11 protein-coding genes are annotated in these 19,703 nt (G+C 42.3%); 9 read left to right on the top strand and 2 right to left on the bottom strand.

Annotation, left to right across the window (positions count from 1 at the left end; translation table 11 throughout):
- Positions 1-3 precede the first annotated feature (3 nt).
- The 4 genes from IEY03_RS04845 (at position 4) to IEY03_RS04830 (ending at position 7,018) form a co-directional block, all read left to right on the top strand.
- A complete protein-coding gene (locus IEY03_RS04845) occupies positions 4-2,598 on the top strand; it encodes an ABC transporter permease (RefSeq protein ID WP_188840226.1) in 2,595 nt (864 codons plus the stop codon).
- Positions 2,598-3,752: a lipocalin-like domain-containing protein gene (locus tag IEY03_RS04840; protein WP_229778194.1), complete on the top strand. Its 1,155-nt coding sequence runs from the start codon at positions 2,598-2,600 to the stop codon at positions 3,750-3,752. Before IEY03_RS04845 ends, IEY03_RS04840 begins: the two co-directional genes overlap by 1 nt.
- A 260-nt stretch (positions 3,753-4,012) precedes the next feature.
- The gene (gene napA, locus IEY03_RS04835) at positions 4,013-6,496 is read left to right on the top strand and encodes a nitrate reductase catalytic subunit NapA (RefSeq protein WP_188840225.1); all 2,484 of its coding nucleotides are present in this window, start codon (positions 4,013-4,015) and stop codon (positions 6,494-6,496) included.
- A 108-nt stretch (positions 6,497-6,604) separates the two neighbouring features.
- Complete coding sequence (locus IEY03_RS04830) at positions 6,605-7,018, top strand: nitrate reductase cytochrome c-type subunit (protein ID WP_188840224.1); 414 nt, start codon at positions 6,605-6,607, stop codon at positions 7,016-7,018.
- A gap of 481 nt (positions 7,019-7,499) precedes the next feature.
- Here IEY03_RS04830 and fusA read toward each other — a convergent pair whose 3' ends face one another.
- Complete coding sequence (fusA, locus tag IEY03_RS04825; protein WP_188840223.1) at positions 7,500-9,593, bottom strand: elongation factor G; 2,094 nt, start codon at positions 9,591-9,593, stop codon at positions 7,500-7,502.
- Between the two features lie 395 nt (positions 9,594-9,988).
- Complete coding sequence (locus IEY03_RS04820; protein ID WP_188840222.1) at positions 9,989-14,542, bottom strand: ATP-binding protein; 4,554 nt, start codon at positions 14,540-14,542, stop codon at positions 9,989-9,991.
- A gap of 125 nt (positions 14,543-14,667) precedes the next feature.
- On the opposite strand from IEY03_RS04820, the gene IEY03_RS04815 reads away from it, so the two are divergent.
- From IEY03_RS04815 to rsmE, 5 genes are all read left to right on the top strand, one after another.
- Positions 14,668-15,579 carry a LysR family transcriptional regulator gene (locus tag IEY03_RS04815; RefSeq protein WP_188840221.1) on the top strand — a complete coding sequence of 304 codons (912 nt, stop codon included), beginning with the start codon at positions 14,668-14,670 and terminating at the stop codon, positions 15,577-15,579.
- 87 nt (positions 15,580-15,666) lie between these two features.
- Positions 15,667-16,833: a PA0049 C-terminal domain-containing protein gene (locus IEY03_RS04810; protein WP_188840220.1), complete on the top strand. Its 1,167-nt coding sequence runs from the start codon at positions 15,667-15,669 to the stop codon at positions 16,831-16,833.
- A 51-nt stretch (positions 16,834-16,884) separates the two neighbouring features.
- The gene (locus tag IEY03_RS04805; protein WP_188840219.1) at positions 16,885-17,475 is read left to right on the top strand and encodes a SprT family zinc-dependent metalloprotease; all 591 of its coding nucleotides are present in this window, start codon (positions 16,885-16,887) and stop codon (positions 17,473-17,475) included.
- Positions 17,476-18,192: 717 nt separating this feature from the next.
- Positions 18,193-18,915 (top strand): endonuclease, encoded by a 723-nt coding sequence (locus tag IEY03_RS04800; RefSeq protein ID WP_229778206.1) that lies wholly within the window; start codon positions 18,193-18,195, stop codon positions 18,913-18,915.
- A 24-nt stretch (positions 18,916-18,939) separates the two neighbouring features.
- Positions 18,940-19,680 (top strand): 16S rRNA (uracil(1498)-N(3))-methyltransferase, encoded by a 741-nt coding sequence (gene rsmE / locus IEY03_RS04795; RefSeq protein ID WP_188840217.1) that lies wholly within the window; start codon positions 18,940-18,942, stop codon positions 19,678-19,680.
- Positions 19,681-19,703 lie beyond the last annotated feature (23 nt).

Raw genomic sequence — 19,703 nt, 5'->3', positions numbered from 1 at the left:
TCTATGACACTTTCATTGCCACTTATCAGCCGCTGCTTAAGCGTATTTAGTCGTCATTATTTTAAGGCACCTATTCAAGCCAGCGCCATTTTATTGGGTATTATTCTTGCCGTCACTCTGTTAATAGGCGTTAAAGCGACGAATGAAAATGCCAAACAAAGCTATGGCGCTGCAACCGAGTTACTAAGCCAGCGTGCAAGTTTCTACCTCAGTAATAAAGATCAAACCAGTCTTGATGAAAGTGCTTATTTCGCCCTACGCCGTGCAGGTATTCCAGCTTTAGCAGTCATTGAAGGGATCGCCAGCGATCCGCAAGGACGCTCATGGAAAGTCACGGGCAGCGATATTATAGCTGCGGTGTCAATTAAGCCCACGTCCAATACCCAAACAGCCACGTCGTCATCCTATGCCCCATTCAAATCGATACCACTGGAGCGATTGTTAAATGGCCACGCTGCGGTGATGATGTCAGCTAGCGTGGTTGATAAAGTTAATGCATTGGCCAAAGGGCCATTAGTGCTAAATGATATTCCCCTTGAGCTTATTGCAGTAGAGGAAAACCTTGGCTTAGGTAATAACATGTTGGCGGATATCTCGTTTGCTCAGCAGTTATTACAAATGCCTGATCAATTAAGTTATATTGCGGTATTTTTTCAGCAACAAACCCAAACTCTCGATATTGACTCCCAAAAAAACATTGTCATTAATGCGCTCGAAGATGCCGGACTTGATAGCCGCCAAATCATCATAGATCGTCAAGATGATGGTGAGTCCCTCAGCGCACTGACCAATAGTTTTCATCTGAATTTAGATGCGATGAGTATGCTCGCCTTTGTAGTAGGATTATTTATTGCCTATAACGGGGTGCGCTACAGCTTGATGAAGAGGCAAAAACTGTTTATTCAACTGCTTCAAATGGGGATAGGGCGCCATAATTTACTTACTGCACTTGTGCTTGAAATCGTCTTGCTGGTTGTTATTGGTAGCCTTGTCGGCTTTATGATGGGACTACAACTGTCACAATGGTTACAACCCATGGTTGCTATCACCTTAGCGCAAATATATGGCGCTAAACTCTTACCTGGTTTGTGGCAGTGGCAGTGGTTTGCTCAAGGACTTGGGCTAACTTTATTTGCCTCATTAGCCGCATGTTGGCCATTACTCATTCAGCTATCAAGGGTTCCGCTCGCCCAAGGTGGCCAACGCCAAGCACAGCTAATCCCGCTAGAGAATCGCTTCAAACGACAAGCGTTTGCGGCCTGCATCATATTAGGAATAACAGCCGTACTGTTTAGCATTACCACACAATATAAACTCAGTTTGCTTTTACTAGGATTAGTAACGGTTGCTATTCCGTTACTTTTACCTATGACAATCAATGTTGGCGTAAAACTATTATTGCCTTTAATGCCAAAAGGAATTTGGCATTATGTGGTGGCTGAAACAAAGGAGATTATCGCCCCGCTTTCTTTAGCCATGATGGCAATATTACTCGCATTATGTGCCAACATCTCCATGAACACCTTAGTGGGCAGTTTTGAAGTCACCCTAAAGCAATGGTTAGATACAAGGCTTCATGCTGATTTATATATCAAACCCAACCCCGATGTTATCCCTGAAATTAATGCCTGGCTCCAAGCCGATCCTAAGATCACCGCGATATATCAACAATGGACGACCAAAGCCAAGCTTGAAATTAAGGCTCACTCATCGGTACCGATTAACTTAGTCAGCAGAGATATTTACTCTATCAAACACACCACAGCATTTAAGTCTCCCACCACAAGGTCTGGATTATTTTGGCAACAATTTCAGCAGGAGCAAACTGTGTTGATCAGCGAGCCTTTATCAATCAAATATCAACTCAATGTCGGTGACCAGATTAAAATAGACAAACTGCATGACACGCTTTCGCCAACATCTACAACTAATCAGACGGAAAAAACACAGGAATTTATCATCAGTGGGATTTATTTTGATTACGGTAATCCCATAGGCGAAGTGATTATTTCCCCAAGTGTTTGGCAGCAATATGCTTTACCTTTACACCCTATAAGCCTAGCGGTTAATTACCAGGGAGATAGTGAAGAACTACAGCAACAATTGATAACCCAGCAAGGGTTATCATCGGCTCACATGTATAGCCAGAAAGGCATTAAAGATGAAGCCATTAAAATGTTCACCAAAACCTTTTCAATTACTGTCGTACTGAATAGCTTAACCTTACTGGTCGCAACCATCGGTCTGTTTAGTGCTTGTATTATGCTGACTCAGGCAAGGCTAGCACCATTAGCAAGGTTATATGCGTTAGGAGTGAGTAGAACACAGCTCAGGGTCATGGTGACCTCCCAGATGATGTTGATTGTATTATTTACCTGCTTGCTTGCACTGCCCATGGGAGCAATCTTAGGTTATCTGCTGATTAACAAAGTTACCTTACAGGCCTTTGGCTGGACCATTGCCATGCTATGGGACTGGCCTGCATATGGACGAATTGTCGCAATCGCCATGATAAGTTGCTTGGTTGCCGTGGCTTTACCTTTATATTGGCAAACACGTAAGCCACTGATCAGTAGCCTACAACAGGAATCATTATAATGAATCGCCTACGCTCGATAATATTTTGTGGTTTGGCACTGTGTGGGGTAAGTCTATGCACGAGCGGTTGCCAACCTCAACCGCAAAAAAATGGACAAATAAACCAGCAAGACAATGATATTTCAATGGGTAAGCTATTAGCCGTAGATGATACGTTATTGCAATATCATCAAGTGAGTAAAGACAATCGTATTGAGTTTCCTAAGGATCATTTACCCCACGAAGGATACCGTATTGAATGGTGGTATATCACGGCTAATTTAATCACGTCGGAGGGTGAGTCAATTGGCATTCAATGGACGCAATTTCGCAGCGCCTTAAGTCCACCAGATAACTTGGCAATCAGCCCCAAATCAATATGGGCGACGAATCAGATGTTTATGGCGCACGCAGCGCTCACAACAAAAACGAAACATTATAGCGCGGAAAAGTTTTCCCGTAGTCATCCTGAATTTGCCCATGTCTGTGCGGATCCCTTTTCAATTTACTTAGAAAATTGGCGCTGGCAAAGTAAAACTCAACAACCATTTCCAGCTACTTTGAGTGTTGTAGAGCCTGAGTTTGCATATCAACTTGAACTAAACAGCAATGCACAATTTCAATTACAGGGCGATCAAGGATTCAGTGTAAAAAGTGCTGATGCTCAGGTAGCCTCACATTACTATAGCCAGCCCTATATTGAAGTCACCGGCACCATCACCCGCGAAGGTAAAACGGTTTCGGTCTCAGGCGATGCCTGGCTAGATAGAGAATGGAGTTCACAGTTATTAACCCAAAGCCAACAAGGGTGGGATTGGTTTTCTATTCGTTTAAATCAACAGCAAACATTAATGATATTCAGATTAAGGGGGCAACAGCCAAGCGACAATTTTTACAGTGCTAGACTGATGCTTGCAGATGGCACGGGTCGCAACATCAACAGTGCCATCAATCCCAGTGATATTGATATGCAGCCAACGTTATGGCATAGCCAAAATAACACCCGTTACCCAACAGCCTGGAAAATCGACATTCACAGTGAAAACATCCATATTACTACTCAGGCCTTAAACCCCAATAGCGAAATGCCACTCTCAACCACATACTGGGAGGGGCCAATAAAGATAAATGGTTCACATACAGGTGAGGGATATATGGAGCTAACTGGCTATTAACCATGACCTCAAACACTCCTTTATGAGTAGGTTAACCATTTAGCCTAAATTCTATAAAAGCGTTATCTAAACCAGCATTTTCATTAGTAATAAAATGAGATCTTGCTCACGCAAAAAAATGTGACGTCGAGCAACTATTAATCAGTATACCCATTCTGAGGTATACCCTTACAATTTATCAGGTTTACACTCAATAACATAACAAACATGAATGTCATGTGTATTTGTGAGTTTAAATCAATAAAAGAGTGAGGAACACCATGAGCATAAGCCGTCGCGAGTTTCTAAAGGCTAACGCAGCTGCAGCCGCAGCCTCTGCTGTTGGCTTAGCAATCCCTATTAGTGTCGTGAACGCTGCCGAAGGTAGCTCTGACGTAAAATGGGACAAAGCCCCCTGTCGTTTTTGCGGCGTCGGCTGTAGTGTTTTAGTGGGTACCAAAGGCGGTAAAGTTGTTGCTACCCAAGGTGACCCTGAAAGCCCTGTCAACAAAGGCCTTAACTGTGTTAAAGGCTACTTCTTATCAAAAATCATGTATGGTAAAGATCGCCTAACTTCACCATTATTGCGCATGAAAGATGGCAAGTATCATAAAGAAGGTGAGTTCACTCCAGTCAGCTGGGATGTAGCACTTGATACTATGGCCGACAAATGGAAAGCCAGTATTGCTAAGAAAGGCCCGACATCTGTGGGTATGTTTGGTTCTGGTCAATGGACAATTTGGGAAGGTTACGCTGCAGCTAAACTGCACAAAGCGGGTTTCTTAACTAACAATCTCGATCCAAATGCGCGTCACTGTATGGCATCTGCGGTGGGCGGTTTTATGCGTACCTTTGGTATTGATGAGCCAATGGGTTGTTATGATGACTTAGAAGCGGCTGATCATTTCGTGCTTTGGGGCGCAAATATGGCCGAAATGCACCCTATTTTATGGGCTCGTCTAACTGACCGTCGTTTAAGCCACAAAGATGCCCGCGTTCATGTGTTATCGACGTTTGAAAACCGCAGCTTCGATTTAGCTGATAACCCAATGATTTTCAAGCCACAAACAGACTTAGTATTATTAAACTATATTGCTAACTACATCATTCAAAATAATGCCGTAAACAAAGACTTCGTTACCAAGCACACCAAATTTGCCCTTGGTGTGACAGACATTGGTTATGGTTTACGTCCTGATCACCCGCTACAAAAGAAAGCTAAAAATCCAGATGATGGTGGTGCAACCCCTATTAGTTTTGAGGAATATGCTAAATTCGTCAGCACCTATACCGTTGAGTATGCTTCAAAAATGAGTGGTGTACCGGTTGAAAATCTCGAAACAATGGCAAAAGCTTATGCTGATCCAAACATCAAAGTGATGAGCTTATGGACCATGGGTATTAACCAACACGTTCGCGGTGTGTGGGCCAATAACATGCTTTACAACATCCATTTGTTAACAGGAAAAATTGCCACACCAGGTAACAGTCCGTTCTCATTAACAGGCCAGCCTTCGGCATGTGGTACTGCACGTGAAGTGGGAACGTTTGCCCATCGTCTGCCAGCTGACATGGTGGTAAATAACGATAAGCACCGTGAAATTACCGAAAAACTTTGGCAATTACCAGCCGGCGCGATCCCGCCAAAACCAGGTTTCCATGCTGTTCTTCAAAGTCGTATGCTTAAAGACGGCAAGCTAAACTGTTATTGGACCATGTGTACCAACAACATGCAGGCTGGCCCAAATATCAATGATGAAATTTATCCCGGATTCCGTAATCCGGAAAACTTTATCGTGGTATCAGATCCTTACCCAACTGTCACAGCTACCGCCGCTGACCTCATTCTCCCAACAGCAATGTGGGTAGAAAAAGAAGGTGCTTACGGTAACGCTGAACGCCGCACCCATATGTGGCATCAGCAGGTACCTACCCCCGAAGGTGCTAAATCAGATCTATGGCAGTTAGTTGAGTTCTCAAAGCGCTTTAAAGTGTCAGAAGTATGGCCTGCTGAACTTATCGCGAAAAAGCCTGAGTATGCTGATAAGACGTTATACGACATTCTGTTTGCCAATGGTGTCGTGAATAAGTTCCCTGCATCTGAATGTAAAGGGGCCTATAACGACGAGAGTAAAGACTTTGGTTTCTACCTACAGAAAGGGCTATTTGAAGAATATGCGCAGTTTGGTCGTGGCCACGCGCACGATTTGGATACTTTTGACTCCTACCATGAAAACCGTGGTAAACGTTGGCCGGTTGTAAACGGAAAAGAAACATTGCGCCGTTTTGTTGAAGGCAGCGATCCTTATGTTAAGGCGGGTGAAGGGTTTAACTTCTACGGCAAACCAGACGGTAAAGCGGTTATTTTCGCACTACCTTACGAGCCGGCTGCAGAAGAGCCTAACACCGAATATGATTTATGGATGTCAACGGGGCGTGTACTTGAACACTGGCACACGGCGTCGATGACGGCCCGCGTACCTGAACTGCATAAAGCTTATCCTGATGCACAAATCTTTATGCATCCAGAAGATGCTAAAGCACGGGGTGTCAATCGTGGCGATGAAGTCATTGTCGCCTCACCTCGCGGTGAAATCAAAACACGCGTTGAAACCAAAGGCCGTAACAAGCCACCTAGAGGTGTGGTGTTCATGCCTTTCTTTGATGCCAGACAGCTTGTAAACAAACTCTTGTTAGATGCAACTGACCCGCTATCGAAAGAAACTGACTTCAAAAAATGTCCTGTTAAGGTCATCAAAGCATAAGTCACTCGCACCATTAAAGATGTGGTGAGTTAAGGTAATTAGGTTCACTTAATTAACCGCTCACCACCCGAATTTGAAACATTCATCTAGGATGTTACGGAGCAAAACATGAAAACATTATTGAGTGTGGCAACATTAGTCTTGGGATTAACCACCTTTGGCGGACAAGCTGAAACGACGTCAGTAGAGGTGAATTCATTACGCCAAGCTGAAGTAACAACCGCATTAGCAGCGGACGCTATGCCAACTTATCCAACAAAAGGCAAAGCGATTGAACGTACCTTTATTCACCAACCGCCACTAATCCCGCATAAGGACAGCTATTCAATTACAACCAAAAAAAATGGGTGTTTAACCTGCCATAGCACCGAAAAAGCAGCCAAGATGAAAGCCACTGCGGTGGATAAATCTCATCTTGAGTCAGATGGTAAATTTAACAATGAATACTACTTCTGTGTTCAATGTCATGTTGCCCAAGCTGCAAATAAAGACACTATTGTCGATAATACTCATTCTAAATAAGTTTTTGTAATAACAAAAATGCCACTTCAAATGAAGTGGCATTTTTATATGTTCAATGGTTCAACGTAAATCGGATTTAGCTCAAAAACACCTAACCTCAACCCTGCATAAAAACCTTGGCGCGATTAATAATCAAACTTGAATTGCCTACTAGTAACAAGTCCAATTTTGACAGGAATAACTAGTCTATTAACCGTTTCTTGGTGTATCAAAAGTGATTGAATCAAAAAGTTGTTTTGTATAGATTTAATAGCCGAAATTAGCGCTACCAAACCGCGCACATAAATGAATAATCCCCAGTTAGAATATAGACGCATTCGCTATCTTATTATTGTACAACTGCCATTTCGTTTTGCTATTACCCAAGCATTCTCGATATCAATAAAGAATATAACACCAATTCAGCTTACTTAAATGAGTTAAATTTCAGGCATAAAAAAACCGCTGCAAGCAGCGGTTTTTTAAACTGTTAAGTTAAGAATTACTTCTTAGCTTCAGCAGCTTTACGTTCTTTAACTTGAGCAACAACTTTCTCAGAAACGCTGTTTGGACAAGGTGAGTAGTGAGCAAATTCCATAGAGAACTGACCACGACCAGAAGTCATTGTACGTAGTGAACCGATGTAACCGAACATTTCTGATAACGGTACGTCAGCCTTGATACGAACACCAGTAACGCCAGCGTTTTGATCTTTGATCATACCGCGACGACGGTTTAAGTCACCAATTACGTCACCAACGTTGTCGTCTGGGCTGAACACGTCAACTTTCATGATAGGCTCAAGAAGTTGTGGCTTAGCTTTAGCGATAGATTGACGGAAAGCGCCTTTAGCAGCGATTTCGAACGCGATTGCTGATGAGTCAACTGCGTGGAATGCACCATCAGTTAATTCAAATTCAACGTCTAACACTGGGAAGCCAGCGATAGTACCTGTGTTCATCATGCTACCAAAACCTTTCTGAACCGCAGGCCAGAATTCTTTAGGTACGTTACCACCAACAACTGATGATTTGAACACGAAGCCAGTGTTTGCTTCACCAGGACGGATCTTATAGTCAATCTTACCAAACTGACCAGAACCACCAGACTGTTTCTTATGCGTGTAGCTATCTTCAACTTCTGCTGTGATAGTTTCACGGTAAGCAACTTGAGGCTCACCAACGATTAGTTCAACACCATAAGTACGCTTAAGGATGTCTACTTTAATGTCTAAGTGAAGCTCGCCCATACCTTTAAGGATGGTTTCACCTGAATCTTCGTCAGTTTCTACGCGGAAAGATGGATCTTCTGCAATCATTTTACCGATAGCGATACCCATTTTCTCTGAACCGCCTTTATCTTTTGGCGCTACAGCGATAGAGATAACTGGCTCTGGGAATACCATTGCTTCAAGCGTACATGGGTGCTTAGGATCACATAGAGTGTGACCTGTTTGTACGTTTTTCATACCAACGATAGCGATAATGTCACCAGCTTGAGCTGATTCTAATTCGTTACGTTCGTTAGCTTGCATCTCAACCATACGGCCAACACGCTCAGTTTTACCAGTAGCAGAGTTAAGGATGGTGTCACCCTTCTTGATACGGCCTGAGTAGATACGTACGAATGTTAATGCACCAAAACGGTCATCCATAATCTTGAACGCTAACGCTTTTAATGGCGCATCTGCATCAACGATTGCGAATTCACCTGTTTCGTTACCTTCTTCATCAGTTAACGGTTGTGGATCAACTTCAACTGGATCTGGTAGGTAATCAACAACTGCATCTAATAATAACTGCATACCTTTGTTTTTGAATGCAGAACCACAGTATGTTGGGAAGAAATGCATAGTACGAGTACCCGCACGGATACAACGCTTAATGTCTTCGATAGAAGGTTCATTACCTTCCATGTAAGCTTCCATTAAATCGTCGTCCATTTCTACTGCAGATTCGATTAGCATTTCACGGTATTCTTCAACTAAGTCTACCATGTCAGCTGGCACATCTTGAACGACGAAGTTTTCTGGTAAACCAGAATCATCCCAAATGTGTGCTTTACGAGTTAATAGGTCAACAACACCAGTGAACTGGTCTTCGATACCGATAGGTAGAACCATAACTAGTGGGTTAGCCGCTAAAACGTCTTTAGTTTGCTTAACAACACGTAAGAAATCAGCACCCATACGGTCTAACTTGTTTACGAAGATGATACGCGAAACTTCTGAATCGTTAGCATAACGCCAGTTGGTTTCTGATTGAGGTTCAACACCACCAGAACCACAGAATACGCCGATACCACCGTCAAGTACTTTAAGCGAACGATATACTTCAACTGTGAAGTCAACGTGGCCTGGAGTATCGATAACGTTGAAACGGTGGTCATTCCAGAAACAGCTTACTGCTGCTGACTGAATGGTAATACCGCGCTCAGCTTCCTGTTCCATGAAGTCAGTAGTAGATTCACCATCATGTACTTCGCCGATCTTATGGATCTTACCGGTTAGCTTAAGAATACGCTCGGTGGTCGTGGTTTTACCCGCGTCAACGTGAGCGAAGATACCAATGTTTCTGTATTTGGATAATTCGGTCATGATTCAACTTTAATGATTAGTTTAAGAAGTAGACGGAGCATGCGAAAAAACTACCGACACACCGCACATCAGGTTATTTAAGGCGCATATTGTAAATTGGAACCTTGCTGGGCGCAAATGGGAGTTGCAATATTTATGACTTTTCATCAAAAAAAAAGCCTATTTTTGAGCTTAAACCCATATAAAACAATAAAATAAAAATAATCGAATATTTTTTAAACAAACAGTAAAAAAGCCTCAGTTTGATAAAAAAAAGCCTATTAATTCGCTCTGGTGTCAATTAGCGTTTTTTTTATTAAAAAATGTACCCGATTTGAGCAAAAAAATACCCGCTATTCGCGGGTATTTTTATTGCAAGTTGACCACATTACTTTGTTGTCAATTTATTGCCTTATTTACGACTCAACTGGCGAAATAACAAATAGCAGGTCATTTTGTGAAACTTGCTGGCCATTACTATTCAAAATACGCTCAATTCGATATGTCTGATCTTCAGGATACAACACCGCATCTTGACGATTAAAACCTGCCAAGGTGACTTGTGAGAACATTTTCATTGCTTCTGTTAATGCTAAAGTTTGGTCAACGGTTACTATGTCGCCTTCCTTAACAAAATCAGCTTCACCCGGTGCTGGTGAGGTATAGAAAATACCTGCGCCCTGTGCCAATACTTTAAGCTCATTACTTTCACCAACTCGCAGTGACTCAGTATCAACTTTCACGGTTTCAGCTGCGGCTTCCATTTCAGCGATAAGCTCAGGAATATCTAACTCAGCCATTAAACGTGGTAAGTAGTTGGTATCGTAAACACCTTCGTTAAAGGTGGTATCCTTCAGAATACGTTTCAATAACGGAATGTTAGTTGCAATACCCTTGATGACAACAGTATCTAAGTAGTCATACATTTTCTTGACCACATCTTCACGATCGCTGCCACGAATAATGATCTGCGCGATTAAGCTGTCATAGTATGGTGAGACTTCTTTACCGGTTTCAGCAATAGAAATCAGCTCAACATCATCACGCTGTGGCATGATGCATTCTGTAATCATACCTGGGTTAGGCAATAATTGTAGAATGCCATGGCTATCGAGAGCGGCTTTTTCAGCCGTAACACGCACTTCCATCGCATACCCTTGATCAACAGGTTCTAATTTCTCAATTGAGCGACCTGCTGCGATATCAAACTGTGCACTGACGATATCAATACCAGAAGTTGCTTCGGTGACTGGATGCTCAACCTGTAAACGGGTATTCATTTCCATGAAGTATACTTCGTTAGCATCTAAGTTGTAGATAAACTCAACCGTACCCGCACCCATATAGTCTGTGGCATCACCTAAAGCACGGGTGTAATCCATCACCTTTTGCTTTAACTCTTCTGGCAACATAGTCGAACCAGATTCTTCAATCACTTTCTGGTTATTACGTTGCACAGAACAATCACGAATACCCAATACTTTGGTATTACCAAACTTGTCACGCAGTAACTGCACTTCAATATGACGTAATGAAGTAACATATTTTTCTAGGTATAAATCGCCATTACCAAATGCCGCTGCAGCTTCTGTAGCGGTTTTTTGGAATAAACCAATCATGTCTTCTGGGCGTTTGACAACCTGAATACCTTTACCACCACCACCTTGTACGGCTTTAAGTAGCACTGGATAACCAATTTCAATCGCCACATTCACAGCTTGTTCAGCGTTAGTCAAAATGCCATGGCTACCTGGAACAACCGGTACATTTTGCGCTTGTGAAGTATGGATAGCATTTGACTTGTTACCCATCGTTGTCATTGAGTGTACGCTTGGGCCAACAAAGTTTACGCCGTTGTTAACACACAATGCAGCAAATTGAGGGCTTTCAGATAAGAAACCAATACCTGGGTGCAATGCATCTACGTCTTCGTAATCAGCGACTCGCAATACCGAGTAGGCATTTAAGTAACTTTCATCAGACGTGTTACCACCGATACAAACTAGCTTGTCGTTTTCTTTCAACATATCTGCAGGCACTGAGGTCATATCAGGATCTGATGCAACCAATACCACGTTGATGTTGTTGTCATGGGCTTTGCGAATTAATTTAACCGCTGTACAACCGCGAGCATGGATCAAGACTTTATTGATTGGCTTCATTAGGGCGCGTGGATCATCTTGAAGAATCACTTCTTCAACCTCAACGACCTCAGGCACTAATGTTGATAAAGCTTGACCAATAACATCTTCAATATGTGCTGTTGGTAACGGCATTAATGGGTCAATACCGCTTAACTGGCCATCCAAAGTGTCACTGAACGGGTTATAAACCAAACCTGTCATTGCCCCTGGAACTTTAGATAAATAGTTAGACAATGTCGCTGTAGACGGTAAGTATGCAGGCACAACCATTTGCCCAGCAAATGGCATATTTGTTCCTGACAAATAATACGTTTGCACTAAAGGATGAGTCACAAAGCTAGCTTGCGCACCACCAGTACAGTCACCGAAACCAAACATCAATACTGGTAATTCGTTATCACGAATAAAACGAGTGATACGGTCATTAACAACTGCCATTGAGAATAGTGCCGCGGCACCTTCTTTAGTTTGCATACCACCTGAACTGATAAAACAGATCACAGGTAATTTGCGCTTAGCACACTCAATCAATAGCGCACTGAATTTCTCAGCACTGGCCATATCGAATGCACCCGCTTGGAATGCGGTATTGGATACTGCAACACCAACACGTAATTTTTTACCGTCATGTTTAAAATCAGCCAAGCCAGTAATCAAACCGCATGGACGAATTTTCTTATCAATAGCATCTTCAATTGATAAACGGAAACCAGGGAAGTTAAGCAAGTTTGCTGACATTTTGTCTGCATCAATTTCATCAAACTTGGTGAAGAACTTGGCAATAACACTCTCCCAACCCATTTTGCCTTTTTGCTTTTCTTCACGAAGCACTTTCTGGATTAACAAATCTTGATAACCCATGGTCAAGCGGTTCCAGAAGTCTTTACGGCGCCCAATACGCACAGGGTTAATCGCCCCAGTGTATTTGTCGTGTTCGTCTTCACTATCGAAGTATTCTGGTAATAAGCGTTCGAAGAAATACGTCAAAATAACGAATAATGAATCGTTAAGCTGTGGGAAACCAACACTCTTCCATTGTTCTACACGGGTTAATAGCTCTGCACGGTTAGACTGATCCATGAAGTATTTAAGCCATTTGTAGAACTTAGCTTTGTCGTTCGCTTCATTATGAGTAGATAACGCAATATCAATCGACTTGTGTAATAACTTATCAACCGAAGCGCGAGCTAAGCTTTTAGACATCATAGCTTCTTTAGAAATCGACGCTAAGCTGCCTACTACGTTGTCATATAAGGCGTTGAAGATAAGAATGTTATGACATTGCCAAATGAAATCTTCACGTAGCTCATCATTCACAACCACATCCAATACCGTCAGTTGGTTAAGCTCTGGCCAAGGCGCTTGGGTAGCCGACTTAGGTAACGATTCTAAATGCTGAATTAAGCCTTTAAAGTTGTTAGCAGCATTGCTTTTCCAGCGATGGTATAAAGACCAACCAATGTTGAACAACAATGCCTTACGGGCTTTTTTATAGTTCTCTTTGGGTTCACCTAAAATAAAGCGAGTAATCACGTTACGTTCGGTCGACACTTCACTGCGCTTAGCGGTAAAGTTACCCCATAGCTTGTTTAGTTCTTCGTCATAAACCAATTTATCTGGGTTAGTTAACCAAGCTTGGAATACGCGCTCCTGCTCTTGCTTAATACGCTCAAGTAAGTCGCCTTCTGGTACGCTGACTTTTGACAAACGGCCATACTGCTCTAATGAAATAGAATGGATGCGACTGCGTAAGGTTAAGTAACGTAAATAACGATATGCACTACCAAAAATGTTGTGATGCATAGTAGGGTTGCTTGCAACAGCCAATCCGGTGTTATTCTCAAGAGTGATAAGGTTTTTAGAAGGTGCTAAGAAACGCTGTAAACTGCGATCATAGTGTTCTTTCAAATCGTCAGACTCGCGTACGAAATTTACTGCAGCGCGTTCAATGGCTTCAATAGAACTGATAATCGCACGACGTAAGTTATGCTGACGTTCGTCTTTATCGCTTGGCGTAAAATCAACAATACCGTCAATACATCCCGCGGTATATAACTCTTCAGGTGATACTCCAACAGACTTAGCACATTCTTGCCAAGACAAGTTGTACTTACGCGCAATGCTTTGTAAGCCCTGAGGTTGAATGGTATTGAAAATACCATCACGAATAGACAATAAAATGTTCGCGGCAGCCAGTGGAATAGCACCACCTGAGTAGCCTGCACCAATCACAATACCGACAGTGGGTACGTCAACATTGGCACTTTCTGCAATCGCTTTAGAAATGGTATGCGCTTGGTTTTGACTGTTTGCCACTTCACCCGCATCAGCACCTGGGGTGTCAATAAGGTAAACAATCGGCATAGACAACTCAGCAAAGTGACGGATCGCTTTACAGGCTGCTAAATGATGCTCAGGCATCCACGCGCCGTTTGCTGTACTGCGCTCTTGGGCAATAAAGCCTACCCGACGAGTACGGGTACCGAAGTTTAATTCTACTTCAGCACGGTAAAATGACCCTATGTGGCTTTCTGATATGATTTTGCCTTTAAGATCGGCAATCATACGCTTAGCGCCAGGACGATTTTTATCTTGAGATGGTAAAATAACTTTGTTGACATAACCGTCAACATCTAAAGATGCCAAACCTTTTAAGTTTGATTGAATTGCATCTTCAGTTAATAACCCTTTAATTTCTTCCGACAAACTCTGCTTACTATGAGCAGGAAATAACGAAAAATCTTTTGCCAAGTGTTCAGCTTGTAAAAATAATGGATCTGCTGATAATACTTGGGTCTTGTTAGCGGGCTGCTTTTTGCTGGTCATCCTTAGATCCTCTGCGTCGTTAGCCTCTGAAATTTTTAGCCCGTAAATATAACTTTGTTAATAGCCTAATTACCATATAAACTACATTGGACGCTTCGTTCCATTTTTGAGACAGTGAGGGTGTAATGCCGGATTTGAACGGTATGATGCTGTTTACAGCGGTAGTAAGGGCTAACGGATTCTCTCAAGCTGCACGAGACATCGGACAACCTAAATCAACAATTAGCCGAAAAGTTGCACAACTTGAGGAAGAATTAGGAGTACGTTTACTGCAACGAGATTCACGAAATATTAGTCTCACGCAAATTGGTGCGCTGTTTTTTCAGCACTGTGAAACCATAAGTCAAGAAATTGAAGCTGCAAAAGCAATTATTGAAAACACCCATAGCGATATTTCGGGCTCGCTTAGAATTGCCATTCCGGTGTCTTTTTCTCAAGAAGTCATTGGCCATTTATGTTCTAGCTTTATGCGCTTATACCCAAACATTGAACTAGATATCCAGTTTACCGATAACGACATAGGTTTAGTTGGTGAAGGTTACGATATCGCAATAAAGTATGGCCCATTACAATCGTCTGACTTAGTGGCAAGATTACTGTTTGAACGTCAACCTATTTTAGTTGCCAGTCCCAATTACATTAAAAAATACGGTGCCCCCGCTACCCCACAAGAACTGGCTAAACACCAAGGTATTTTATTAGGCACCAGTTTATCGGCGCCAATTTGGTCCATTGGTAAAGGAAATCGTAAAATAATGGCGACTTTTCAGCGTAAAGTGAGGGTCAATAGCGCTAAAATGGTAAAACGATTCGCACTGGATGATTTTGGGATCGCCCTGCTATCCAACACCAGTTGCAAGCAAGAAATTGCATCCGGCAGTTTAGTGCCTATATTACAAGAATGGCCAATGGATCCGATTAAAGTATATGGGGTGTATTCTAGCCGCAGGCAATTAGCATCAAATATCAGTGCTTTCTTAGACTTTATTTCTAAAAGATACAGCAACCAAGAATCACTAACCTCAATCGTAAAGTAAGCCATTGCCATTCATAGACCTTTTTATGCTATAACCGAATAACCATGGCTCAATATGTTTCGCCTGACACAGACAAGGACCAACAAGATGACAACTAAGCACTTACTGACCTTATCATGCCTATTCCTTATGAGTGCTAGCATGATCACTCAGGCCAACACCCTATCAAAAGATGTTGAAGAGTTACGTCTGCCTCTCGCCAGCAAAACCATGCCGCAAGTAGTGGAACGATATCAGGGTATTTCACAAGGACTTAGCAATAAGTTACTCAGCGAATCTAACGAGTTAACTATTACCCAAATGGTTGCAAACGAAGGCCAGCGCTTATGGCAACAAGCGGTTAGAGATGTGCAATCGGGCAATACCGATGATCGCACTTTATACTGGAGCCGCCTTATAATGCGCTCCAGCTTAAAAACACAAGCTGCGGGCTTTAACATTGCAAGTTGGCAGCGTGAAATACTGGTCAGTGCAATAGAGAAGTCTTCACGCGGTTTTAGCGATATCGATTTCAAAGCCGACAGCCGTATCAAAATTCTGCTAACCGGATTTGATCCCTTCTTTTTAGACAACGACATTGGCCAAAGCAACCCTTCTGGGGTGACGGCTTTAGCCTTGGATGGCTACACATTTAACGTGAATGGTAAAAAAGCCCAAATTGAAACCGTAATGATCCCTGTGCGCTTTGCTGATTTTGATAATGGCATAATTGAATCGTTATTAACCCCAATTTATCGAGATAACAATGTAGATATGATTTTCACCGTCAGTATGGGACGTGAACAGTTTGACATTGAACGTTTTCCCTCTCGCAATCGCACTGCCGCAGCACCAGATAATTTGAATGTGTTAACGGGTGCGTCAAAAACTAACCCTATTGCGCCATTCTTGAATAACAAAGCCCTAAATGGTCCTGAATTTGTAGAATTTTCGCTCCCTGTTGCCGCTATGCAACAGGTCAAAGGCAAGTGGCAAGTGAATGATAACCATCTGGTCAGCACTGTGGCTGGCGGTCAATTTAATGCTAAATCCATTAACGAATTACAAAATGTCACCTCAGTAGAGGGCTCAGGTGGTGGTTATCTTTCAAATGAGATTTCTTACCGCAGCATCTTATTAATGCAACAGTTTAATCGAAACCTACCCGTTGGGCACATACACACGCCCAAAGTAAAGGGACATGACGCTGAGGTGGAATACGCAATTGTTGAACAAATTAAGGCTATGGTGGCTGCCGCTGCGGCAACTTTGTAGTATCCAGCAAGTCGTTAATATATTGGTTTTCTAAATAGGTTGTAGATTCAAATGCAGCAGTATTTCAATAAGCATTTACGTCATCTAAGTCATGCGCTGGGATTGGTCAACGCCAAACCCAGCATATCTAAAGCACGTGTGTCCAAAGCTCAAATTGTCACGCCACTGCAACAAACCATTTTGGATAAACTAGAAGTCGATTACCAACTTGCTGAGCAATACTTTAAAACGTCATTTCCTCGCCCAGTCGTACAATTTACTCTTAGGGGGAAAAGTGCCGGCACCGCGCATTTACAGCTAAACAAATTGCGCTTCAATCCAGTGCTGTTAGAGGAAAATATCAGTGCCTTTATCGATGATGTTGTCCCCCACGAAATCAGCCACCTAATTTGCTTTCAAGTATTTGGACGCGTAAAACCCCATGGTGTTGAATGGCAAAGCATTATGCGTAGGGTTTATCATCGCGCCCCTAAAACTACCCATAAATTAGACACACTATCGGTTCGCGGTAAACAATTTGAATATTTTTGTGGTTGCGGTAGTGTTCAACTTAGCATCAGACGCCATAACAATGTGGTGCGTGGTAAAAGCCAATATCGCTGTAAAACCTGCCAGCACATGCTACAAAGCAATCCTGTCTAACACATAATCGAAATACCCTTGGTTAAGCAAATAGCTTTAACTTATCGATATAATAAAAATGTGGCTGACTTTATTATTCGCCTAGCAGGTCAAACTACTCCCAATGATGAAAAGTTGATTACTTTTCAGCTTAATGACAAAGTTGATTGCATCGCCTAAAAGCTAACGTCATACAAAGGACTCGTGTGATTAATAACATCAAAAATCTACCTAGCTACCTCGGGATAACTTGGACAGTTGCCATATTCAATATTGTTTTTGCTATCCCAACAGCAGCTTGCTTAATCGCATTCACCTTTTCAAACTATGGGTTCCCATATGAATTTATGTTGGAGAATTGGGGGCTGTTTGCTTATATAAGTACTTCTTTTATCAGTTCGGTTATTTTTATTTCCAAATATCAATCGTTTGAATTTAACCATCCTAAAGCAGCATTCAAGTACAGTTTACTTCCCAATATCAGCATGGCGCTTTTTATACTGCTGATATTAATCATTTCCAGTAAGCCATTATTTGTTGCTATCACGTCACACTAACTAGGCAATAAACAGCGTTAAAATCAATATTGAGCAGATTTCATCCCCCAGCATTGCATCAGTCGAAAGTATCCCTTACCATCACGCAAAAATGACAGACAAGGTGGGTTATTTAGCCGTTTGAGTCTGCACAGTTCATCATATTAAGGTTCGCGCTATTATGCTTTTTCCATCTATCAAAATGCGTTCAATCGTATTTTGCAGCTTGCTATGCGTTTTGATTGCTCCGATTACCACTCACTCTGCTGCACACCCAACGAGTTTTAATCAGGCTAAAAAAATGATCCGCAAGATCTATCAACATAACTTGCCGCTAAAAAGCTTTTACTGTGGTTGCGATATCACTATTGCCGGTAAAGTGTGGCAACCAGAACATCACACTTGCGGCTATCAAGTGCGTAAGCAGCAAGTTCGCGCCAACCGAATAGAATGGGAACATGTAGTTCCTGCGTGGGAATTTGGTCATCAGCTGCAATGCTGGCAGCAAGGTGGACGTAAAAACTGTGGTAAAACCAGCCCAGAATTTAACAAAATGGAATCAGATTTACATAACCTCACTCCCGCTATTGGTGAGGTGAACGGCGATCGCAGTAATTTTCGTTTTAGTCAGTGGAATGGTAAAGCCGACCAATACGGTCAATGCGAGATGATAGTCGACTTTAAAGGCCGAAAAGTGCAGCCACCAGCACAAAGTCGTGGTGCGATTGCCAGAACTTACTTCTATATGCAGCAATCATACAAGTTGCAAATTTCATCCAGCCAACGCCAACTTTTTCAGGCATGGGATAAAATGTACCCAGTGGATAAAAATGAATGTAAACGTGATAAGTTAATTGCTACTGCACAAGGCAATCATAATGATTTTGTCTACAAACAATGTCAGAATCTAGGTTTAAGTCAATAACACTCAGCTCGGATAACGCAACCTATGAGAATCCCGAAGATTTACCAAGCGATTGACACTTTACATATAGGTCAAATTGTTGCTTTAGATGAAGATGGCGCTGCACATATTGGCAGAGTGTTACGTATGAATGAAGGTGATCAAATCAGCCTTTTTTGTGGTGATGGTAATGATTATTTAGCTGAAATAACGCAATCCAGTAAGAAAAATGTCTCGGTAAAGGTCTTATCTGCCACGGCGAATCTAACCGAATCACCACTCGATTTGCACCTAGGACAAGTCATCTCTCGCGGTGATCGAATGGACTTTACCATTCAAAAATCGGTCGAGTTAGGCGTAACCACTATTACACCGTTATTTTCTGAACGCTGTGGTGTTAAGCTGAATGGCGAACGGTTAGAGAAAAAGATCCAACAATGGCAAAAAATTGTCATCAGTGCATGCGAACAATCCGGTCGCAGTGTTGTGCCTCAAGTGCGCCCAGCTATGGATTTATTAGATTGGTGCCAAGAACAAACCCAGGCATTGAAACTGAATTTACATCCGCGAGCGGCTCACGGCATTAATGGCTTAACCCAATTAGGCCAACACAATAAAGTACGCTTATTAATAGGCCCAGAAGGCGGCTTATCGGATCAAGAAATTAGCATGACTGAACAATTTAGTTTTACCGACGTATTATTAGGCCCAAGAGTGCTGCGCACCGAAACTGCGGCACTTACTGCAATCACGGCATTACAACTGAAATTTGGTGATATCGGTTAATGAGCCTTGCTCACACCCAATAA

The sequence above is a fragment of the Shewanella aestuarii genome, assembly GCF_014647215.1.
Lineage (GTDB): Bacteria > Pseudomonadota > Gammaproteobacteria > Enterobacterales > Shewanellaceae > Shewanella > Shewanella aestuarii.
Note: the sequence above shows the minus strand (reverse complement) of the source record. Positions and strands in the feature narration are given on the sequence as shown.